Source organism: Rhizorhabdus dicambivorans, from assembly GCF_002355275.1.
In the GTDB taxonomy this organism is placed as follows: Bacteria; Pseudomonadota; Alphaproteobacteria; order Sphingomonadales; family Sphingomonadaceae; genus Rhizorhabdus; species Rhizorhabdus dicambivorans.
The window spans coordinates 3,473,242-3,494,944 of record NZ_CP023449.1 but is presented as its reverse complement, the minus strand read 5'-3'; the positions used below and the strand labels follow the sequence as shown (position 1 = coordinate 3,494,944).

Here is a 21,703-nt window from a genome sequence, read left to right as displayed (position 1 = left end):
CACGGCTGCATGCCGCTGCGCATCGACACCGAATGTCTTCCCCAACTCGACCGCTATGCTGCGGGTTCGACATTGTCTCACTCAACATCGGCTTCGGGCCGATTGGCTGGGCCGAGCAGATCCGCGTCGTTTTCGCCATGCGGGCATGGATCGGCGAGCGACCGCATCGCTATCGGCTCGTGGCAAGTGTCGATGACATCGTCGAAGCGCGCGCCGCGAGGCTGCTGGCAATCAGCTTCGATATCGAAGGCATGGACCCCGTCGTCGACCGGCCGGACCTTGTCCGGAGCTTCCATACGCTAGGTGTCCGCTGGATGCTGATCGCCTATAATCGCAACAATGCGGCCGGCGGTGGCTGTCTCGATCTCGATCCCGGCCTCACCCCGGCGGGGCGCGCCATCATCGACGAGATGGAGCGGGACGGTATGGTGCTGTGCCTGACCCATGCGGGCACACGACGGTGAGCGAAGCGATCGATTATGCTCGCAATCCGCCGATCTTTTGGCATTCGAGCCCGGCGGGCGCGCTCGATCGTCCGCGCAACGTGCCCGATCAATTGCTGCGCGCTTGTGCCGACAAGGGAGGTGTGATCGGGCTGAGCGGCTTCGGGCCTTTCCTAGGTGACGGGGATCCGGTGGGTAATTTAGTGATGCAGCTTCGCTGTGCCATTGATCTGGTCGGTCCCGCCCATGTCGGGCTGGGTCTCGATTACGTCTTCGATCGGCCGAACCGTCGCATGGGCCAATGCCAGATAGGGCGCCAGGCAACCCGTCCCGATGATCAGTAGCCGACGGCTGTCGCGGCGCGACAGAAAGCGGGAGGCGAGCGCCGAGGCTGCGGCGGTGCGGCGCCGCGTCACCGCTGCGGCATCGAGCAGGGCGGTCGGCCGCCCATGCGCATCGAAGATCAGAAGCGCGCCCTGGATCGTTGGCAGGCCCGCGTCGCGATTGCCCGGGAACACCGTGGCCAACTTCACCATAACACGGCCGTCCGGGCCGAAAGCCGGCATGGTCCGCAAGAGGCGCTCATCCACTCCGCCGGGCACCGGCACCTGCGTTCGCTCATAGGCTCGAACCTCGGTCGCGAAGGCCCGGTGCAAGGCCTCCACCAGCTGCTCCATGGGCAACAGGCCCTCGATCCGGTCTGCATCCACTACGATCATCGCCGGCTGTGCCCGGAATATGCGAACGATTGGGCGGGCATGTGCGCGACGAACCAGGCGACGAGCCTGGCCGCATAGTCGATTACGGCAGGAAATCCGCGAATGCCGTGGCCCTCGAGCGGATAAGTGACGAGTTCGGACACGGCGCCTGCGCAGCGCAACGCGGCGTGAAATTGCTCAGCCTCGATGGGCGGGGTGCATCGATCGAGCGCGCCGCAGATCGTGAGGGTCGGCACCTGCACCTGCCGGGCGAAGAACAGCGGGCTGCGTTCGCGCCACGGCCCGTCGGGGAATTGCTCCGGTGCTCCCACGAACAGCTCCGAAAAGCGGGAAATGTTGGAAAGCAAGCGGTGAGTCTGGTGGTTGATGATGGGCGCCACTGAAACGCCGGCGGCGAAGCGTCGGCTTTGCGTGAGAAGCCAGGCCGTCATGAACCCGCCATAGCTGACGCCGGTGATGCCGATGCGGGCGGGATCCACCAATCCCGCTGCAATCAGTTCTTCGACACCTGAGACCAGATCCTCCGCATCCGCGCCTCCCATATCGCCGCGCACGGCCCCGGCGAATGCGCGGCCCCTTCCGGAACTGCCGCGCGGATTGGCGAGCAGCACCGCAAAGCCACGGGACAACAGAAGCGCGGACGGGATGCGCCTCCCCAGCCAGGCAGGGCGCCAATGCGCGACCGGTCCGCCATGCACCTGGACGACGAGCGGCCAGGGTGGCGGAGCAGCTGGCGTGAGCAGCCAGCCCTCGATGTTCAATCCATCGCCGGCTCGCCACTCCATGGCGCGGACATCGAATGCCGGAAGGACGCCCGGCTGGTCCGCGTACAGGCAGAAGAGGCAGCGATAGAGACCCTGGCTGACCAGTGCGATCTCGGGAGCTTGGGCAAAGCCTTCACCGGCCAGAACGAAATCACCACTGTCACCCCGCCCGGCGATCTTGACGCTATGTCCGGCAACCGAAGTCGCCTGGCTCCGCCACAGTTCGGACGTTTGTCGCGAGGACGGGGTGACCATGGCTGCGACGCTCTCCAGGCCATCCACGCCAGCGACGAGCAGATGGTCAGCGCCGCGCCATTCGACATGGGTGACGTCGAAGCCGCAATCGATGCGATGTACCGAATTGCTCCCTGCTTCGATCAGGATCAGGTCGCCCGCAACCACCCAGCGGTCGCTGCACACGGCGTCGACGATCGCGATCCATTTTCCGTCGGCCGAGCCGCGAACCCAGCCTAGCTGATCGAGGGTGCCGGACGGCCGAAGACCGCCCGACGCACCGAGGGCAAATAGCTCAAGCCGCGCATCGAACCACGCACCTTCGCCCTGGTCGTCCGAGACGATCGCGGCGATTGCGTGATCACCGCACCAATCAGCCTCCCACACCGTGACGGGGCCGTTAATGGCCGGCTCCCAGCTTTCCGTGTCCAGCGAGTATATCAGGAGGCGCCGCCACGCCGCGTCATCGTAACCGCGGTCGATCCGTGGTTCCCACGGCTGGGCACAAGCCGCTTCGGCGGTTCGGCGGACGGCGCCTTCCACACTCGACCGGTCCCCGCCCGGACCGACCGTGCCGACCAGCAGCTTCCGTCCGCAGGGCGACCATCGGAGATATTCGACGGAGCCCGGCAGTGCGGGCGGACGCACCGATTGGCCGTGGGTCCGGTCGAGCAGTTCGAGCTGCCAATGTCCGTCGCCTTGCCAGTCGCGGAGACAGGCTATGATCGTTCCGCACGGGCCATAGGCTCCCGACTTTCGCGATCCCGTTTCGCAAGGGGAGAGGCGGGAGAGTTCCCCGTCGTCGATGCGAAGCTCGCAGAGGTCGGTGCGTTTTGGACTCTCCCGATCATCCAAGAAGGTGGCCGTGAACAGGACGAAGTCGCCGCCGGGTGCAACGTCCAGTTCGGCCGCATCGTGGAAACGTCCGGTTCCCGGCCAGGCGGCGGCGATATATAGCCGCTCGCCCTCGTGTCGCAGCGAACCGAAGATATCCTCAGCCGGATCCCCGGATGCAGCGGGCGCCAGCATCGCACCGGTCATATCGCGTCGCCATGGGTGCCGTGCTGTTGGCGCGTGATATCGGCGAGCACGGTGTGGCTGGCGCGCCAGAGATGCGCGGCGCACCAGGCATAGCCCGGGCACAGGCAGAGCAGCGCGTAGCGCAGCGCCTCGCTTCCCAGGCTCGCCGTCAGTAGGTCGCTCAGCATCCCGGCGGCGAGCGGGCCCAGGCCCATCCCGATCAGATTGGCGAACAGATAGACGATTGCGATCGCCATGGCGCGCATGTGCGGGGGCACCAGCGTCTGGATCGTGGCGAACAGCGGCGCGATGGCCGTGTTGACGCCGACGACGCCGACGAACAGCAGGCCGAAGGCGATGTAACGGTCCGGCGCCAGGTAGACGAGGGCGGAGAGCGCGCCGAAGGCGAGGGTGACCAGCGCCATCGTCCGCAGCTGAAGCGCTTCATCGCCGGCGGCTCTGCGCGACGCGAGTTCGCCGCCGAGCGCTGTCCCGGCGATGCCGCCCACGCCGTAGATGAGCGCGAACCATGTGCCGAGTTCGCCGGTTGAAAGCCCATGGCTGCGGATGAAAAACGCCGATTTCCACAACCCGATGCCATGGCTGAAAAAGCACATGATCGAATAGCCGATCAGCAAATGAAGGAAGGTGCGATTGCGGGACAGGACTGTGAATGCCGCGAGGATGGATGGCTTGTGACTGGGCTCGGACAAACCCGCTGGTAGGGATGCCGACCGCGCCGAGCTTCTCGGATCGCGAAGGACCGACCGGAACAGTATCGCGAAGGCCAGCCCGGGTGCTCCCAATAGCACGAAGGTCATCCGCCAACCGACAAGTTCGTTGAGCCAGCCCGCGACGAAATAGCCGAGGATCGCCCCGACCGGGGCGCCGAGCAGGAAGATCGCGGTGGCGCGGGGGCGTTGGTCCCGGCCAAAGCTGTCGGCGATCAGCGAGTTGGCGGGTGGCATATAGCCAGCTTCGCCGATCGCGACGCCGATACGGATCAGCAACAGCTGGGCGAAACTCGTGGCGATACCGCATAGGGCGACCGCGAGACTCCAGATCGCGGCGGTCAGCGAGATGATCGTCACCCGGTCGCCCCGGTCGGCCCAGCGGGCGATCGGGATCCCCATGATCGAATAGAACAGGGCGAAGGCGATCCCGCTGAGAAGGCCCAGCTGGGTGTCCGACAGCAACAGTTCGTGCTTGATGTCCTGCAGCAGCAACCCAAGCGCGAGCCGGTCGACTTGGTTGAAGGCCAGGCCGAGCATGAGCAGCAGCAGCAAGGTGTGGTTTGGCGAGCTGCGGCTCATGGCATCAGCAGCAGCTGAACGGGAAACGACCGCCGCTGCCGAGGAAGGGTATGTGGCGCCCTTCCTCTTCGCACGGCGCTTCGATGTCGCGGCTCATCAGCCGGTGTTCGGGTAGCGCCTCGCGGTCGATAATCTTGCCCGATTTCATAACGCTGAGGATGGTGCGATAATTTTTTGCATCGAGCAGTGGGTTCTTTTCCAAGATCAGCAGATCGGCATATTTTCCCGCGGCGATCGTACCAAGATCGTCGGCCATGCCATAGGCTTCGGCGATATTGCGAGTCGCCGCGTGGAGCATCGCCATCGGCGGACAGCCCTTCTCCGCCATGGCTTCGAACCACACGAAATGGCCGGTGGTGAGTTTGGCGAGGTTGAAGGCCTCGGGTGCGGTGACCCAGCTCTTGCCCCATTGCGGATCGGTCGGCCATTCGGGTGGCATGATTGCACCGTCATTGGCGAGCAGGAGTTTGACCCCCGCCGAGACGAGATTGCAGGCATTGCGGTGCGATACCCGCCAGCTTTCCTGCTGTTCTTCGGGAAGATTTTCGAGCAGCCAGGCGAGTCCGGCGTCGGTCTGGGGAAAGACGACAGCTCCCGTATTCCGTCGCGCCATCAAGTCGAGCGTATCGCCGGGTATCGGCACGGGGCCGGTCTTGTTGCAATGCTGGATGAGGTCGCATCCGGCCTCCACGGCGATGCGAAGCCCCTCGACCGACATGCTGTGCGCCTGGGCGGTTTTGCCGCGGGCATGCGCTGCATCGACGATCGCACGCTGCTGATCGGGCGAGAAGGCCAAGAAGGCGCCCGGATAATGTTCGTTGGAAGCATATTTGATGAAATCGATGCCTCGGCCAAGATAGGCGTCGATCGCCGCGCTCACCTGCCCGGGCGTTTTCCACATCAGATGGCGGCCCATATCCTCGGCCCAGATCGCGTTGATCCGCCGGGTCATGACCGCGCTGGCCACCTCCTGTGCCCGGCTGAAGAAGTCGGGCGAGAAGAGGCCGTCTAGACCGACGATGTTTCCCGCACAGAAGAAGCGCGCGCCGACCGTCTCGCCGCTGGCAATACGATCTCTGGCTGCGATCAGGAAACGCCGTGGGCCCCAGGTATCGAACACGGTGGTCAGGCCGTGCTTGAGCGCCACCTGGGACGCTTCGAGGATGATATCCTCATAGCGGTCCCAGTAGCGCGACAGGCTTTCGAGATTGACCGCCATGAACAGATGGACATTGGCGTTCATCAAGCCGGGGATGATGAACCGGCCGCGCGCGTCGATACGTTCGAGGCCGGCGGGAAGCTTCTCGCAATCGACGTCGCCGACCTGCACGATGCGCTCGCCTTCGATCAGGATCGAGCAATTCTCCCGGGCGGTGTCGGCGACGCCGTCTATGACCGTCGCATTCTCTATCAGGATGGCCATTTCAGAAGCTGAACTGCCCGGTCAGGCCGATGGTGCGGGGGCGAAGCCGGTAGAGGCGCTGGATCGGTCCGGTGAAGGTGGAGTCGACCCAGGTCGGCTTTGCCGAGTTGGTGAGATTGCTCACGAACGCTTCGACCCCGAGCGGCCCGAACCGCGTGCCGATGCGCGCTCCGATGATGCTGTAGTCGCCCGCTTCGATGCCCGTCTGCTTGAGATTGTTGAAGAAGCCCCCGATCCAACTGTAGTCGGCCCGGACGAAACTCTTCCGGCCCCCCAGCTCGAATTCATATCCGACACCGAGAAATGCCGTATAGCGCGGCGACCCGGGAAGACGGTCGCCCTTCAGGCCGTTGATGCGCGGGGCGTCCTTGGAGAGTTCGGCATCAGTATAGGCAGCCGAAAAGCTCAGCTGCAGCCCGCGGGCCGGCCTCGCCTCCGCCGAAAACTCAATGCCTTGCGTGCGGGCTTCGCCGGCATTGTCCGCGACGTTTGCGCCACACGGCACGATCACATTGATCGGCACGCCCTTCCACTTGTTGTGATAAGCGGCGGCATTGACAGTGAGGGCGCCACCGGCGGTAGTGAATTTGGCGCCCGCTTCAAAGGATTCCAGCTTGTCGGGATCCAGTGTTCGAGGGCCGGCCGAAATCGTGGTGCCGTCGATGACTCCGTTTCCATCCCGATCGCACGTCGCGATTGCCGGCGCCACCGGACTGCCAAGCCGGAAGCCTTGGGAAAACTGCCCGTAAAGCAGCAGATCCTGTTTCGGCTGCCACGACATATTCGCCTTATAGGTTGTCCCGCTGTTGCTGCCCGATAGCCGGGTCACCGCGCCCGACACCCGATTGGTCGTGATCGTGCGGTCGTCATAATCGAAATGGCGGGCGCCGACAGTCAGCTTGAACTGGCTGAGCTCGAGCGATGCCTCTCCAAAGACCGCCTTCTGGGTGACGCTGTTCTTTTCGAAATTGTTCGTGATCGTCGCGCTCGGAAAGCCCGACAGCGCGAGGTTAGTGCGCCCGCCGAAGAGATTTTGATTGAGGAAATCGCGGTCGATATTCTCGTAATAAAGGCCGGTCAGGAGCTGAAAGGGGCCCGCGAACTTTGACGCAAACCGCAATTCCTGGATGAACGCCTCGGTATCGGCCACGTTGCGCTGAGCGACCGGCGGCTGGTTGGCAAAGAAGGTGCCGATCTCACGCTTCTCGAGATAGGTTTCTTTCACGAGCGATGATGAGGATGTGAGCGCGCCCCAGTCGAAGCTGTAATCCAGCGTTGCGTTGAGGATCTTGAGAACATCCTCAAGGCGCTCGCTCCCCCCGCCCACATTGTCGCTCAGCCCGAGGCGGGCTTGGCGGAATTTGCCGATAGCAGGCTCGGCGTCCGGCAGGCCATGTTGAGTGATATCCTGGCGCAGATAGGTGATCGTGCCCTTCAGATCCTCGGTGGGTTTCGCCAGTAGGGCGATACGGCCGCCGATATAGCGGTCCCGGCCGACGCCCTTGTCGTTGCGGGCAAGTTCGGGGATACCGTAAAGATTGGCGCGGGCGACGGCCGCGGGCGTGCTCGCCGCCACATTGTCCACGAAGCCGCTATTCTCGAACAGATAGCCGACGGCACGCAGGGCGACCTTGTTCTCGATGATCGGAACGTTGACGACCGCTTCCACGGCTTCATTGTCGCTACCGGCGCGGCCGGTTTGCGAGATGGTGCCGCGCAGATGGCCCTCCAGCCTTTCCGGATTGGGAGCCCGGGCGATATTGCGCACGGTGCCGCCGAGCGAGCCGCTGCCGAACAGCGTACCCTGCGGCCCGCGAATGACCTCGACCCGTTCCAGATCGACCAGCTTGACGTCGGCGCCCCCGCGCAGGACGTAGCCGGTCAACGGAATGTCGTTCAGATAATAGCCGACGGTCGCCTTCGCCCCGCGATCGGTGTTCTGGGGACTGGCAGCGACACCGCGAATGATGATCGAGCTGTTGGCCGCTCCGGCTTCGATCTGGTTCACTCCCGGGAGCGAGCGGAGATAGTCGCCCTGGCTGACAAGGCCGCGCCGCGCTATGTCGGTGGCGGTTACCGCCGATACGCTGAGAGGTACATCGCTTAGGCGCTGCTCTCGACGTTGCGCCGTGACGATGATCTCGCCCTCGTTCGCGTTCGCCGCGGCGGAACGGTTCTGCGCCGAAGCGGGTGCCGCCAGGGCGATGATCGCTAGTGCTGAAGCCGTTGCCAGCAAGATCACAGAACCGGACGAGCCGTCCTGGCATTTAGATATCGACCGCATCATTTCCCCCTTCATCCTGACTGATCGGAAGGGGGATTGCCTAATTAAAGATTCGGCAGCGTGCCGTGCTGAGGAAGACGGGTATCAGACTCACAGCGACATCGCGTCTGGTTCCCCTTCACGTCAGCGTCGGGTGTCGACCGCGATCCTCGTCTTCCGGACGGCCGAGGGGGAAAGCCCAAACTGCCCCCGAAAGCTCCGCGTGAAGTGACTGGCATTGCCGAATCCGCAAGCCACCGAAATCTCGGTCACCGACATGCCGGTGCTACGGACCAGATGGAAGGCCTGCTCCAGCCGGATGGCGAGATAGGTCTGCTCAATCGATCGTCCGAGGTTTTTCGCGAACAAGCGCTCCAGTTGCCGCAGCGATACCCCGGCGATCCGTGCCAGCCTTTCCCGGCTGCGGGGCTCTTCGACATTGGCCTCCATCTCCGCCAGCACCCGGACGACTTTGTCGTTGAGTACGCCGTAGCGGTCGCCCAAGCTCATCCGCTGCGGGTGATCGGCATGGCGAGGATCGGTACGGATGAACCAGTCGCTGATCGTTTTTGCGAGCGTCACCCCATAGTCACGCTCGACCAGATCGATTGCAAAATCCAGCCCGGCGATGCCACCGGCGCAGGTCATACGGCGGCGATCCATTGCGAAAAGGCCTGGCTCCAGCATTACGCTCGGAAAAAATTCCTGAAACATGGCTTCGTGCTCCCAGTGGACGGTCGCTCGATATCCATCAAGCAGACCAGCCTTGGCGAGAAGAACCGACCCTCCTGATACGCCCGCCATCCTGACCCGCGAGCGGGCCTGGCGACGAAGCCAGCCGAATGCAGCACGGTCGTCGAACAGGAACGGATCGCCGCCGGCAAAGACGAAGACGGTATCATATTCGAAGGCGTCCTGGATCGATGAGTCCACCACCGTGGATGTCCCGTGCGAGCCGAGCACGGGCTGGCCGTCCACCGAGATATGGCGCCATTGATAGAGCGGCTTGCGGGCGAAGTCGTTCGCCACGCGAAAAGGCTCCAGCACCGACGCATAGGACATCAATGCATGTCCCCGGGTAAGGAACAGGCCCAATTTATGCGGCTCTTCCAGATCGTCGCTGCTCATGCGCAATGCCTATCATGCCAGGCTTTTCATTCGCCATGATTATGCGGTCGGGGTCTGCAAAGGACTCATCGCCTCACCACCGCATCCAGCGATTTCGGATATGCCGCGCCGGTCATGATGCTGGTCAGCAGGCGACCCGCACCGCAGGCCATCGTCCAGCCAAGTGTTCCATGGCCTGCGTTGATATAGAGGTTGTCTGCCGCGAACCGCCCTATCTCCGGGCATCCCGAGGGTGTGCTGGGCCGCAGTCCGCTCCATAGCCGGGCATCCGCGAAGTCGGCTGGCCCGAACAGTTCCTGATAGGTTGCGATGAGGCTTTTCCTGAACCGCTCGGGCAGGCTCATGTCGAACCCGCACAGTGCGGCGATCCCGCCGATGCGTATCCGGTCGCCGAGCCGGGTGACGGCCACCTTGAAGCGTCCGTCCATGATCGTCGACCGTGGTGCGGCCGCGGCGCGGCGTGCGTCGATAGACAGCGAATAGCCCTTTACGGGATAGATCAGCGGCGATCGCCCGATGGTGCCGAGCAGGGCCGGGCTATGGCTGCCCAGGCAGACGACATAGGCATCTGCGGTATGATGCTCCCCATTCGCCACGACCGCCGAAATCGAGGCGCCATCGCGGCACAGACGTTCGACTTTCTTACCATATAGGAACTGCGCGCCCTTGGTCGCGGCCAGCTCCGCCAGCGCGCATGTGAACAGATAGCAGTCACCCGTCTCGTCTTCGGCGAAGCGAACCCCGCCGGCCATGGCCGCGGACCCTTTGGCCAGTCCGGGCTCGACGAGGAGACATTGGGCGGGGTCGAGTATTTCGGCTGCAAGACCCAGTTGGCGCAGCGATTCGAGGTCGGACGTGCCGCGATCCAGTTCCTCCGCCGTTCGGAACAGGTGGAGCGAGCCTCCCGTCCCATGGTCGTAGGCGATTCCCGTGCGCTCGCGGAGTTCGCCGAGCTGCTCGCGGCTGTAGCGCGACAGCGCCACCATCGTCGCGCGATTCCGCTGGAAGCTTGCCGCATTGCATTGTCCGAGGAACGCGCCGACCCAGCGCAGGAGGCCAGGATCCAGCGACGGCCTGATCGCGACCGGCGAACGCTCGCTCATCAACCAGCGGGCAAGTTGGCCGACGATGCCCGGTGACGCCCAGGGCGCGGCCGCGGCGGGCGTGATCTCCCCCGCATTGGCGAAGCTCGTTCCGAGGCCCGGTCCGGGCTGGCTGTCGAGCACCGTGACGTCGCAGCCCTGTTCGGCGAGGAAATAAGCGCTGGTGACGCCAATTACGCCAGCGCCCAATATGATCACCTTCATGAGTCAGCATGCCTTTCGGGGAGCCATTCCCGGTTTCCACGGCCTATCAAGACCGATTAGCAGTGCGGAGCTATTGGACATTTTATCCAATTGCAAGGTGGGTGTTGGCCCGCTATGTCGGCAGCAGCAGCAAGGGGACGCAAGGTGAGTAACCGCGAGACTGGCCGAGTGATGAAGCGGGGCGATACGCCGGCGAGGGCCACCATAGCCGACACGGTTACCGATGAGTTACGGCAGCTGATCATCTCGGGCGAGTTGTCGGACGGGGTGCCTCTGCGACAGGATGCGCTGGCCGAGCGGCTGGGCGTCAGCCGCATTCCGGTCCGCGAGGCGCTGTCGCGCCTCGAGCGCGAAGGACTGGCGGCGAGCTATCCGCATCGCGGATATGTGGTCACGGCCTTGTCCCGCGCGGAAATCGAAGAGCTTTTCGACCTGCGCGCCCAACTCGAGCCCGAGCTGTTGCGGGTCGCAATCCCCGCCATGACCGAAGGCGATCTGCGGACCGCGGAGGCCGTGCTCGATGAGTATAACCGCGAGATCGATGCCGCCGATATCGGCATGTGGGGCGAGTTCAACCTGCGCTACCACATGGCGCTATACGCGCCGTCCGGACGCAAGCGGACGCTCGAGATCATCAGGGGGTTGCTGGTCAATACGGACCGCTACACCCGTCTCGTCCTGACTCTCGGCACCGGTGTCGAGCAGGCCAAGGACGATCATGGCGGGCTGCTCGACCTTTGCCGCAAGCGCTCGGTCAACCAGGCGGTGGCGTTGACGCGCGACCATATCCAGAGGGCGCGGCTGGATCTTCTCGAGCTCCTCGACAGCCAGCAGGACGGTGACGGCCTTCCCGCGATGAAGACGGCATAAGTCTAGGCTTAACATAGGAATTCTATGATCTATCTCGATGCGAATGCGATCGGGCGATTGTCGGATCAGGCCGCGCTTCTGGCGGCGCTGAAGAAGGCTTTCGGTAGCGTGGCACTGCAACTGTCCCGCGCACATTACGACTTACCTCAACCAGGCAATGTTCTGCTCGTCATGCCGAGCGTCGACCAGCGGCAGGTTGGCGTGAAGCTGATCACCGTGGCGCCGGGACGGGGCCGGACGGGCCACCCTTCGGTAAATGGACTCTATGTCCTGCTTGACGCGGAAACGGGCGATACGGTCGCCCTGCTGGACGCGGCCGCGTTGACCGTCGTCCGTACTGCGGCAGTGGGGGCACTCGCGGCGTCGCTGCTCGCGCCGCCGGATGCGCGAACCATGCTGATGATCGGGACCGGGGCGCTGGCCGAGCCGCTTGTGCGCTCGCATGCGGCGGTCCGACCGTTGGAGCGGGTCTTCATATGGGGCCGCGACGGCAGGAAGGCGGAAGCGGTCGCGACCAGGCTCGGCGGCGTGGTGCCACGCGTCGAGGTAATCGCGGACCTGGAGCGTGGCGTGTCGTCCTCCCATATCGTCTGCAGCGCCACCAACAGCAGCCAGCCGCTGGTTCGCGGAGCCTGGGTCACGCCGGGCAGCTATGTCTCGCTGATCGGAAGCTTCGCGCCCGACATGCGGGAAACCGATGACGCACTCATGGAGCGCGCACGACTCGTCGTCGATACGCCTGACGCGTTGCGCGAGAGCGGGGACCTGATCGGCCCGTATCAGGCGGGGCTGCTGGGGCCGGTCAAGGACCTTGGCGAACTGGTGAGGGGCGGCACGCCAGCCGAGGAAAAGCTCCGCGATATCATAGCGTTCAAGTCGGTTGGGGTTGGCATGGCCGATCTTGCGGTCGCGCAATTGCTGCTTGCGGCGGCGACCGAGATCAGGTCCAAAATTTTGCCCATTGAGATTGGATAAAATATCCATTAGTCACTTCGGTCATAATCCTGAGATCAACAAAGGGAAAAAAATGAAGCGGTCGGGAAGATTTGTGTTGCTGGTGACGACAGCCTGTGTCGGAGCCTTTGCGTCGCCCCTGGCGGCGCAGTCGGGCAATGCGGCGGCGGCCAGGGGCGCGCCCGCCGCTGCGGAGGATGTGGCCGGCGACGGCGAGATCATCGTCACCGCCCGGCGGCGCGAAGAGCGATTGCTGGACGTGCCGCTCAGCATCTCGGCGCTAAGCGGCAGTGATCTCACCAACCGCGGCGCGGTCAACAGCGAGGACTATCTGCGCGGCATCCCCGGCGTGAATCAGTCGGCGACGAGCTACAACAGCGGCCAATCGATCGTCATCCGCGGGATCGAGACGGTGCCTTCCGCCCAGAATTTCGGCATCGGCCCGACCTATGCGAGCTATTTTGGCGAGACGCCGACGACCAACAGCGCGGGCGTTACCGGCGGCACCAGCATCGACATCAAATCGGTCGACATCAACCGGGTCGAGGTGCTGCGCGGGCCGCAGGGCACCTCCTTCGGCGACGCCTCACTGGGCGGCGCGGTCCGCATCATTCCCAATGCGCCGAAGCTCGGCCGGACCGAAGGGCGGGTGGCGGGCGCCTTCAGTCACACCGGTGGCCCAGGCTCGAGCAATTACGACCTGCAGAGCGTGATCAACCTGCCGCTGGGCGACATGGCGGCAGTCCGCCTGGTCGCTTATGGCAGCTATGAGAGCGGCCACTATCGGAACCGGTCGGGCTCCGACGCCGCTTTCCAGGCCGGGCCGGTGACGCAATTCCAGGCCCAGCGCAGCACCGGGGACAAGGGCAATATCGGGGCGGTCCGCACCTGGGGAGGCCGGGCCGCGCTCCGCTTCGAACCTAGCGACCAACTGACGCTGAATCTGAACGCCCTCTATCAAGAGAATCATCAGAACGGCGTCGCGCTGGCCAATAGTGGCAAGTTCGATCAGAATCTGTACCGCGTCGACGATCGCCAGGTGCGCCGCGGGCAGCGCTACGGCTTCTCCGACCAATATGTCGGGATCGTCAATCCGACCGCGGAATATGATCTCGGCTGGGCCGATCTGGTCGCCAGCTACTCGTTCATGAAGAGCGGGTCCGCCAATGCTCAGGCCTTCGGCGTGTTCGGTTCGGCGCTGCCCATTTCGCAGGGCCAGCCGAGCCATCACAAGGAGCATGTCGGCGAACTTCGCGTGACCACGAAGCTCGACGGGCCGATCAATCTGGTCGTGGGCGCCTTTGCCGAGCGGCTGACCGACGATGCCAATATCTCTTTCTACTGGCTGGGATCGGCCGCAACCAACAGCTTCACGCCCGGCAGCCTCGACAAGATCGGCAATGCCGACATCGTCCGCCGGCTCACCCAGAAAGCGGTCTATGGCGAAGCCTTCGCGAAGCCGTTCGACTGGCTGACGCTCAGCGCCGGTGCCCGCTACTATGACTATACGCGCCGCTTTTCCGATATTCGGGTAGGACCTTTCACGGGCACGTCGAATTTCCGGGGCACGGTCAAGTCGGATGGCGTCAATCCGCGCTTCAGCGTCAGCGCGAAGCCCAGCAAGGACGTGCTGGTCTATGCAAGCTATTCACAGGGTTTCCGCCTCGGTACGCCACAGGCGCAGCTCCCGGCATCGCGCTGTGACGTCAACAATGATGGTCTCGTCGACGGCACGAACGTCACGCTCGCGGAGACGGGTCGGCTGAGCTCGGACAAGATCAAGAGCTATGAGGCGGGCGTGAAGGGCAGCTTCCTGGGCGGCGCAGTGTCGGCCGACGTCGCGGTGTTCCACATGGAATGGGCGGGTGTTCCCGTGCGCGTCCTGGCACCGCCGCCACCGACCGGTTGCCTGCTGTCCTATCAGGCCAATGCCGGCAACGCGAAATCCGACGGTGTCGAGTTTTCCGGCGCGGTGAAGTTCGGTGGTGGCTTCCGCGCGCTCGCGGGGGTTTCCTACACCAATGCGCGGATCGTCGACGATGTCCCCTCGCTGGGCGCCATGGCGGGCAACCAGTTGCCCGGCTCGGCGAAGGTCAATGCCAATCTGGGTCTGCAGTATGATTTCCCGATCGGCGGCAATTCCAGCTACCTCCGTGTCGACACGATCTATGTCGGCTCGACCTACGGCGACATCGTCAACCGGCCCAGCATCAAGACCAGCGACTATGTGAAGATTGACCTGTCGGCGGGGACGACGCTGAAGGGGCTTGGTGTCAATCTCTTCGTGCGTAACCTGTTCGACGAGGATACGTTTGCCTCGCGTGGTACCTCGGTCAACGTGCCTGCCTTCTACGGCTATCGCCTGCGGCCCCGGACCTTGGGAATCCGTCTCGATTACAAATTTGGCGGCTAGCTGACCCGATAGCACAAAGCGGATGCGGCCCGGTTATATGGATCGACCGGGCCGCATTGCTTCTGCTCAAGTGACCGACACGACGCAAAGGTCATCCATGTTGAAGAACAGCAAATCCTATCTGATCGCTATCCTTCTGCTCACGCTGGTCTTCAACAAGGTGGAGCATGCGGCGCTCGGCGTCATGATGCAGGACATCAAGACGGACCTGAAGCTCAGTGACACCCAGCTCGGCCTTCTCACCGGCATCGCCTTCACCCTGTTCTATGCAACGCTGGGCGTGCCGATCGGGCGAGCCGCGGATCGCGGCAATCGCGTGGGGATCATCTCGTTCACCACCGCGCTGCAATGCGGTGCCCTAGCCCTGTCCGGGCTCGCGTCGAACTTCGCACAGCTGCTCGTCATCCGGATCGGTGTGGCGGTCGGCGAGGCGGGTTGCGTCGCACCGGCCAACGCTCTCATCGCCGATCGCTTCGACCGCAAGAGTCGGCCACGCGCTACCTCGATGTTCATGCTCGGCTATCCGCTCAGTGCGATTGCCGGCTATTTTCTGGGCGGGTGGCTGAATGACCTGGTCGGTTGGCGGACGACCTTCGTGCTGCTCGGGGCGCCGGGTCTGTTGCTTGCCGCCATCCTCTTCCTGACGGTGCGCGATCGGATAACGGCCGCTGCGCCGGCCGGACCGATGGCGAAGCCCGCGGCGCCGCAACATCCGCGCGCGAGCACGGCTCGGCTGCTATGGTCCAACCGCACCTATCGTCATCTCGTCATCGGCTATTCGCTGCTGACCTTTTTCGGGATCGGCGTGATCCAGTGGCTGCCGACCTTCTTCATCCGCAGCTATGGTTTCAGCACCGCAGAGCTCGGGATATGGTTTGCGCTGATCTGGGGTGTCGGCGGTGTCGTCGGATCGCTCGCCGCAGGCGAATGGGCATCGCGCCGGGCCGCGCATAACGAAGCGCTGCAGATCAAGGCGATAACGTCGGTCTTCCTGCTGTCCGGCATCTTCGGCGCGGCGATCTACCTGGTCACCTCGCCCTATGTCGCCTTCGGCTTCGTGCTGCTGATCGCGATGGCCAATTATGGCACCGCCGGCCCGCTGTTCGCGACGATCCAGAGCGTCGTGCCCGCGGGGTCGCGCTCGGTCGCGGTGGCGACCACCTATCTCTTCACTAATCTGATCGGGGTGGGCCTGGGCCCGCTGGCGGTCGGCTTCCTGAGCGATATGTTGACGCCCGGTTATGGCGATGAGGCCTTGCGCTATGCGTTGCTCGCGCTTTGCCCGGGCTATCTCTGGGCATCGTGGCATTTGTGGCGGGCCAGCCGCACGGTAGCATCCGATGTCGCTCTTGAAAATGAGGGACTGCCCGCATGATCGACGTCAGGGCCGTACTGGCCGCCCTTCCGCATTTCGATCGCTTCCGTTCGGTCGCGGAACTGAACGCACTTTCCGAACGGCTGCGCGCCGATCCGCGCTTCTCGGTTGAGGTGATCGGTGCGAGCCCCAATGGCGTGCCGATCTACGATATTGCCTGTGGAACAGGCACCGTGACGGCACTTGTGGTTGGTTTCCCCCATTGCAAGGAGCCGATCTGCAGCCTCACCATCGCCGGGCTGCTCCATCTTCTCGAACATGACGCGATCGATCTCGTCGCAACCGGCGTCGAATGGCATATCATTCCCTGCATCGACCCCGACGGTGCCTTGCTCAACGAGGGCTGGTCGTTGGAGCCGGTCGACATGGAGCGCTACATGCGCAGCTTCTATGTCCAGCCCCTCACCAGCCAGGTCGACGGCTCCTTTCCGATCGACCACAAGAGGCTTCGTTGGGACCAGCCATCGCCCGAGGCACAGATACTAAAGGACTTGCTCGATCGGCTACGTCCTGACTTTTACTACTCCCTGCACAATGCCTGGGTCGGCGGCGCCTTCTACTATTTTAATCGCGATATGGGCCCCGATTGCCGAGACAGCCTCTATGCGCTGCTGGACGACGAAGCCTTTCCCCTGCAGCGTCGGCCGATGTGGCAGGGGATTTGCGAGCAATATGGCGAGGGGATCATGGAGACCTGGTCCGTCCGAAAGCATTATGACTATCTCGAGCCCCGGATGGACGCGCCCGAGCGGGTCTTCCCCTTCGGCAATCAGAGCTGGGACTATCTGGAGCAGATCAAGCCCGAAGCGGTCAGTATGGCGACCGAACTCGGCTATGTGCTCCATCCGCTCGACGGTTCCGAGCGCGATACGGGCGAGAATCTCCGGCGCTTCAAGCTGCGCATCGATGCAGACAGCAAATATCTCGCCTCGCTGCTGATCGAGGTGTGGGAGCGAGTGAAGGACGATGTCGATCAGAATAACCCGATCTACGCCGCGGTGATCGGCGGAGGCGTCATCCCGACCCGCGAAAATCTCAACCTCGGCGGCCGGCCGATGGCGATGCACCCGACCGAGGATTTGCTGTTCAACAGCCTCTATGACCGGCCAATGAAGGAAGCGGACCGGTTCCAGGCGTGCATGGTTGAAGGCGGCTTCTGGTTCCTGTGCCACAGCTATCAACTCGTCCGCCTGCTCAAAGCGTCCGAGCAGACACCGGCGATCGTGCAGGCTATCCCTCGACTTGAAGCCGCGTTCGATGAAGCGCTGGCGGGGATTGCCGCCCATGTCGACTTCGACGCCTTCGAGGCGATCCCCTATGACAGGCTCGCCAGAGTCCAGCTTGGCAGCGGACTGGTCGCGCTCAATGCGATTCTCGAGGAGAGAAGCTCCGATGGCGGTTGAGGGGCTCCGTCAACCCGGTCTGCCTGCTCGTCTGAGCGGCGACATGCCGCCGGCGCGCCACGCCCCTGCGCAGATCGGGGTCCGCACGCAGTGGGTGGCGATGCGCGATGGTACGCGGCTTGCCACCGACGTCTATCTTCCCCCGATCCTGCCGGCACCGGTTATCGTGACCCGAACGCCCTATGGGCGGATGGCGGACAAGCGTGTCAACCTGGCCATGGCGTTCGCTCGCCGCGGCTATGCTGTCGTGCTGCAGGATTGCCGGGGCACCGGCGAAAGCGAGCCCGCAAGCTGGGATTATTATGTCTTCGAATCCGAGGATAGCCCGGATCTCGTCGACTGGATTGCTGGGCAGGACTGGTGCGATGGGTTCGTCGCCAGCTTCGGCGGCTCCTATGACGGCCAGACCCAATGGTGCATGGCGACCCATAAGAAGATGGGGGCGATCGCCCCGGAAGTCAGCGGCCTCGGCGTCGCCCAGAACACCGTCGCGCTTCATCTGTTCATCAACAGCTATGCGCGGTCGGTCGGCAAGGGCGCGACCAAGCAAGCGGTTTCACATGGCGAGCTGGAACGTCGGATGTTCGCCGAGACGTTGGCGACCGGCCTGTTCAACGCGCCGCTCGATCCGGCTCTGCCCGACACGGTGATCGCGCGTTTCCCCGAACTTGCCCAATTCGCGCCCTCGGCCGCACGCATCCGGTTATGGCAGCTTTATGCAGATATGCCTTCGATCGATCGGGCGCGTTTCATTCGAGAGCTGTTCGATGTCGAAGGGGTGTCGATCGCCGAGATCGAGGCGCTTCCCGCCATATTCGGCCAGTCGATCGCGCATGACGCGCACACCATCCCCTATGCCAACCGAGCCGCCATGGCGCGCGCGATCATGGCGCCGGCGCTGATGGTGACGGGCTGGTATGATTGGGGCTTGCCCGACGCGCTTGCGACATGGGCCCTGTTGCGGAGCGAGGCGCAGCCCGAAGTGGCGGAAGGCAGCCGTCTCGTCATCGGCCCCGGCTCGCACGGCAGCATCGGCTATCGCGAGGGCATGAGTGATCATCCCGAGTTGCGCCGACCCTACCGGTCCGAGATGATCCCGGGGCTTCTGCTCGAATGGTATGAGGCCGTGCGCGCCGGTGCCACCGGCGGATTGGCGCGGGTCAGCTATTACCTGATGGGTGCCAATGAATGGCGCACCGCCGCCGATTGGCCCGCCCCCGGATATGCGCCCACCCCCTTGTATCTGGGCGCCGATGGAACGCTGACTGCCGAAGCGCCGAGGGAAGGCGGGGCGGTAAGCTATGCTTATGATCCGCGCGATCCCACGCCCACCATGGGTGGAAGTATATTGTCCAGCGTCATCAGCCCGGGGAGCGTGGACGTGCAGGCGGCACAGGCACGCGACGATGTCGTGTGCTTCACCTCGCCGCCGCTGGCTGCAGATCTCGACGTGGTCGGGCCGGTGACGATGCGCCTCTTTGCGTCCTCCTCGGCCACGGATACCGATTTCACCGTGCGTCTGACCGACGTCTTTCCCGACGGCAGGGCGATACAGCTCCAGTCCGGCATGCTGCGCGCGCGGCACCGCGGCGATATTCCATCCCTGATCGAGCCGGGCGAGATATATCCGCTGGAGATCGACATGTGGGCCACCGCGAACCGGTTCAAGGTCGGGCATAGGATCCGGATCGATATCGCTTCGGCGGACTTCCCCCGCTTCGAACGCAACGCCAATCTAGGTGGGAAGCTGGGTGAGCCGATCATCGCCCGGCAAAGCATATACTGCGATCCCGATCATCCCTCGCATGTCCTGCTGCCGATCCCAGCCGGACAGGCGCTGGCCTCCCTGCTAGACCGGCAATGATTATCACCCCGGTATCGCCGCGCGCGCGAGATATCCTCTCCGCATCGATCGTGTGGGACAATCACGGTTGTATGCCGATGCGCGCGGACGAAGAGCTTCTACCGCAGCTCGATCGCTATAGCGCCGCCGGGGCGACGGTCGCGTCGATCAACATCGGTTACGGGTTGATGAGCTGGGCCGACCATGTCGGCATGGCCCGCCATTTCCGGCAATATGTGCTGGCCCGTCCGGAGCGCTATCATATGATTGCGACGGCGGAGGACGTCGCTCTCGCAAAAGCCACCGGGCGGCTCGGCATCTCGTTCGATGTGGAGGGCATGCTGCCGATCGAGCATAGTCTCGAGCGCGTGGCGGAACTGTACGAACTTGGCGTCCGCTGGATGCTGATTGCCTATAATCAGGATAATCAGGCCGGCGGCGGATGTATGGGCGAGGACGGCGGGCTGACCCCGCTCGGTCGCGCGATCATCGATGAGATGGAAAGAGTGGGCATGGTGCTGTGCCTCAGCCATTCGAGCGCCCGAACCGTGCTCGATGCCATCGAACATGCGCGCAATCCGCCGATCTTCTCGCATTCGAACCCGGCGGGAGCGACGGCACACCCGCGGAATGTCGATGATGCGGTGATGCGCGCCTGTGCCGCCAAGGGCGGGGTGATCGGGCTGAGCGGCATCGGTCCGTTTCTGGGGGTGTCGTCCGATCCCGTGGCGGCGCTGCTCCGTCACATCCGCTATGTCGTAGATCTCGTCGGCCCCGAGTATGTCGGACTTGGTCTCGATTTCGTGTTCGACCGGACGGAGCTCGACGATTTCGTCCGGGCCAATCCGTCGCTGTTTCCGACGGACCTGGACGGCACAATAGCAATGGTCCCGCCGGAGGCCATCCCACAGATTGCCGAAGGTCTGATCCGCGACGGACTGAGCGACGCCGAGATCAGCGGCATCCTGGGCGGCAACTGGTTGCGCATCGCCCGCGCCTGCTGGCGCTGACAAGGAAGTATTCATGGCGGATATTCTGCTGGGGTTCGTCGGCGACCTACTGGTGAACAGGAGTGACCCTGACGCACCCTTCGTACCCGTGCGCGAGTTGCTCGGCCAGGCCGACATTCTGTTCGGCAATATGGAGGGCGCCTACACCGATACGCCGCATGTGGCGCCCGGCCAGCTCGACATGATCAGCGGAAAGGCAGCGAACCTTGCGGCGCTAGGCCGCGCCGGCTTTCACGTGTTGTCATTGGCCAACAATCACATCCTCGACGTCGGCACGGAGGCCATGCTGGAGAATCGCGCCCGCCTGGCGGCAATGGGTGTCGCAACCTGCGGGGCCGGTTCAGACCTCGAAGATGCGAGGGCTCCGGCTCTCGTCGATCGCGGCGGCATCCGCTTCGCTTATCTCGGCTATGCGAGCGTTTTCCCGTTCGGTTACGAGGCCTATGCGACTATTCCGGGCCTCGTGCCGATACGAGCCTATGACCATTGGCGGCCGGCTTTCTTCAATCTCCACATGCCCGGGGCGAGGCCGATCGCGTCGACGGTGCCCGACGAACGCGATCTCGCCAATCTCGTCGAGGATATCGCCCGTGCCCGCAAGGACGCGGACATCGTCATCACCAGCTTCCATTGGGGCGACCAGTCGCGACCGTTCCATCTGACCGATCATGAGACCCGGACGGCGCGCTTCTGCATCGATCATGGCGCCGACATGGTGATCGGGCATCACCATCATGCGATGCGTGGTATCGAATGGTATTGCGGCAAGCCGATCCTCTACGGCCTCGGTCATTTCGTTTTCGACTTCCGCCTGAATCTCACCCCCGATCAGCTCGAAGCTTTCAAAATGCAGCTTTCGCGCGGCGACCTGTGGGATGCGCCCTATGTCGTAGGGCCGCGCGATGGATGGCCTTATTTGCCGATGCATGAGGATATGAGGCTGACGATGGTCGCGTTTGCGACGGTCGGCTCTGATGGCATCGATGCGGTGAGCGTGGTGCCCTGCCGGCTGCAGCCCGATGGGGCCGTACAGCCCGTCGCCGCCGGCGATCCGGCGGAAGATCAATGGAGCGAGTATTTCCAGAACTGTCTGGATTGGCCAGGTCTGAACGGCGCGATGAGCGCCAGTTCGATCCCGGGGCTACCATTATCGGCCGTCGGGATTACGCCGCGCAGAGGTCGAACCTGACCGTGTAAGGAAATCGCCCCATCGTCAAGACT

The 21,703-nt window shown here is 63.7% G+C and carries 15 protein-coding genes and 1 pseudogene; 9 read left to right on the top strand and 7 right to left on the bottom strand.

Annotated features, from left to right (window positions below; translation table 11 throughout):
- Window positions 1-32 precede the first annotated feature (32 nt).
- A pseudogene (locus CMV14_RS16415) lies at window positions 33-652 on the top strand (dipeptidase); the annotation flags it as partial.
- Here the strand turns inward: CMV14_RS16415 and CMV14_RS16405 are convergent.
- The 7 genes from CMV14_RS16405 to CMV14_RS16375 form a co-directional block, all read right to left on the bottom strand.
- The gene (locus CMV14_RS16405; RefSeq protein WP_408014386.1) at window positions 644-1,120 is read right to left on the bottom strand and encodes a hypothetical protein; all 477 of its coding nucleotides are present in this window, start codon (window positions 1,118-1,120) and stop codon (window positions 644-646) included. The pseudogene CMV14_RS16415 and the gene CMV14_RS16405 overlap by 9 nt on opposite strands.
- Before the next feature lie 38 nt (window positions 1,121-1,158).
- On the bottom strand, window positions 1,159-2,703 hold the full coding sequence (locus tag CMV14_RS16400; protein ID WP_192876292.1) for an alpha/beta hydrolase family protein: 1,545 nt from the start codon (window positions 2,701-2,703) through the stop codon (window positions 1,159-1,161).
- Between the two features lie 494 nt (window positions 2,704-3,197).
- A complete protein-coding gene (locus CMV14_RS16395) occupies window positions 3,198-4,493 on the bottom strand; it encodes a spinster family MFS transporter (protein WP_066965188.1) in 1,296 nt (431 codons plus the stop codon).
- Window positions 4,494-4,497: 4 nt separating this feature from the next.
- A complete protein-coding gene (locus CMV14_RS16390; protein WP_066965191.1) occupies window positions 4,498-5,916 on the bottom strand; it encodes an amidohydrolase family protein in 1,419 nt (472 codons plus the stop codon).
- 1 nt (window position 5,917) lies between these two features.
- Window positions 5,918-8,158: a TonB-dependent receptor gene (locus CMV14_RS16385; protein WP_066965195.1), complete on the bottom strand. Its 2,241-nt coding sequence runs from the start codon at window positions 8,156-8,158 to the stop codon at window positions 5,918-5,920.
- A 165-nt stretch (window positions 8,159-8,323) separates the two neighbouring features.
- Entirely contained in the window at window positions 8,324-9,307 is a 984-nt protein-coding gene (locus tag CMV14_RS16380) for a GlxA family transcriptional regulator (RefSeq protein WP_066965198.1), read from the bottom strand.
- A 65-nt stretch (window positions 9,308-9,372) separates the two neighbouring features.
- A complete protein-coding gene (locus CMV14_RS16375) occupies window positions 9,373-10,614 on the bottom strand; it encodes a D-amino acid dehydrogenase (protein ID WP_066965201.1) in 1,242 nt (413 codons plus the stop codon).
- Between the two features lie 144 nt (window positions 10,615-10,758).
- Between CMV14_RS16375 and CMV14_RS16370 the strand changes: the two genes are divergently transcribed.
- From CMV14_RS16370 to CMV14_RS16340, 8 genes are all read left to right on the top strand, one after another.
- On the top strand, window positions 10,759-11,484 hold the full coding sequence (locus CMV14_RS16370; protein ID WP_176489083.1) for a GntR family transcriptional regulator: 726 nt from the start codon (window positions 10,759-10,761) through the stop codon (window positions 11,482-11,484).
- Window positions 11,485-11,508: 24 nt separating this feature from the next.
- Complete coding sequence (locus CMV14_RS16365) at window positions 11,509-12,459, top strand: ornithine cyclodeaminase family protein (RefSeq protein WP_066965207.1); 951 nt, start codon at window positions 11,509-11,511, stop codon at window positions 12,457-12,459.
- Between the two features lie 52 nt (window positions 12,460-12,511).
- Window positions 12,512-14,851, top strand: a complete 2,340-nt coding sequence (locus CMV14_RS16360) for a TonB-dependent receptor (RefSeq protein WP_066965211.1) — start codon at window positions 12,512-12,514, stop codon at window positions 14,849-14,851.
- A 97-nt stretch (window positions 14,852-14,948) separates the two neighbouring features.
- A complete protein-coding gene (locus CMV14_RS16355) occupies window positions 14,949-16,226 on the top strand; it encodes a spinster family MFS transporter (protein WP_066965214.1) in 1,278 nt (425 codons plus the stop codon).
- Window positions 16,223-17,629, top strand: coding sequence for a M14 family metallopeptidase (locus tag CMV14_RS26840; RefSeq protein WP_066965216.1), 1,407 nt, complete (start codon window positions 16,223-16,225; stop codon window positions 17,627-17,629). The genes CMV14_RS16355 and CMV14_RS26840 overlap by 4 nt, the downstream gene beginning before the upstream one ends.
- Entirely contained in the window at window positions 17,619-19,493 is a 1,875-nt protein-coding gene (locus tag CMV14_RS16350; RefSeq protein ID WP_066965219.1) for a CocE/NonD family hydrolase, read from the top strand. Before CMV14_RS26840 ends, CMV14_RS16350 begins: the two co-directional genes overlap by 11 nt.
- On the top strand, window positions 19,490-20,482 hold the full coding sequence (locus CMV14_RS16345) for a dipeptidase (protein WP_066965222.1): 993 nt from the start codon (window positions 19,490-19,492) through the stop codon (window positions 20,480-20,482). Before CMV14_RS16350 ends, CMV14_RS16345 begins: the two co-directional genes overlap by 4 nt.
- Window positions 20,483-20,495: 13 nt before the next feature.
- Window positions 20,496-21,671 carry a CapA family protein gene (locus CMV14_RS16340; protein ID WP_066965225.1) on the top strand — a complete coding sequence of 392 codons (1,176 nt, stop codon included), beginning with the start codon at window positions 20,496-20,498 and terminating at the stop codon, window positions 21,669-21,671.
- Window positions 21,672-21,703 lie beyond the last annotated feature (32 nt).

Coding starts and splice junctions, on each gene's coding strand:
- CMV14_RS16405 (WP_408014386.1), bottom strand. CDS start 1,120: ATGGAGCAGCTGGTGGAGGCCTTGCACCGGGCCTTCGCGACCGAGGTT.
- CMV14_RS16395 (WP_066965188.1), bottom strand. CDS start 4,493: ATGAGCCGCAGCTCGCCAAACCACACCTTGCTGCTGCTGCTCATGCTC.
- CMV14_RS16390 (WP_066965191.1), bottom strand. CDS start 5,916: ATGGCCATCCTGATAGAGAATGCGACGGTCATAGACGGCGTCGCCGAC.
- CMV14_RS16380 (WP_066965198.1), bottom strand. CDS start 9,307: ATGAGCAGCGACGATCTGGAAGAGCCGCATAAATTGGGCCTGTTCCTT.
- CMV14_RS16375 (WP_066965201.1), bottom strand. CDS start 10,614: ATGAAGGTGATCATATTGGGCGCTGGCGTAATTGGCGTCACCAGCGCT.
- CMV14_RS16365 (WP_066965207.1), top strand. CDS start 11,509: ATGATCTATCTCGATGCGAATGCGATCGGGCGATTGTCGGATCAGGCC.
- CMV14_RS16360 (WP_066965211.1), top strand. CDS start 12,512: ATGAAGCGGTCGGGAAGATTTGTGTTGCTGGTGACGACAGCCTGTGTC.
- CMV14_RS16355 (WP_066965214.1), top strand. CDS start 14,949: ATGTTGAAGAACAGCAAATCCTATCTGATCGCTATCCTTCTGCTCACG.
- CMV14_RS26840 (WP_066965216.1), top strand. CDS start 16,223: ATGATCGACGTCAGGGCCGTACTGGCCGCCCTTCCGCATTTCGATCGC.
- CMV14_RS16350 (WP_066965219.1), top strand. CDS start 17,619: ATGGCGGTTGAGGGGCTCCGTCAACCCGGTCTGCCTGCTCGTCTGAGC.
- CMV14_RS16345 (WP_066965222.1), top strand. CDS start 19,490: ATGATTATCACCCCGGTATCGCCGCGCGCGCGAGATATCCTCTCCGCA.
- CMV14_RS16340 (WP_066965225.1), top strand. CDS start 20,496: ATGGCGGATATTCTGCTGGGGTTCGTCGGCGACCTACTGGTGAACAGG.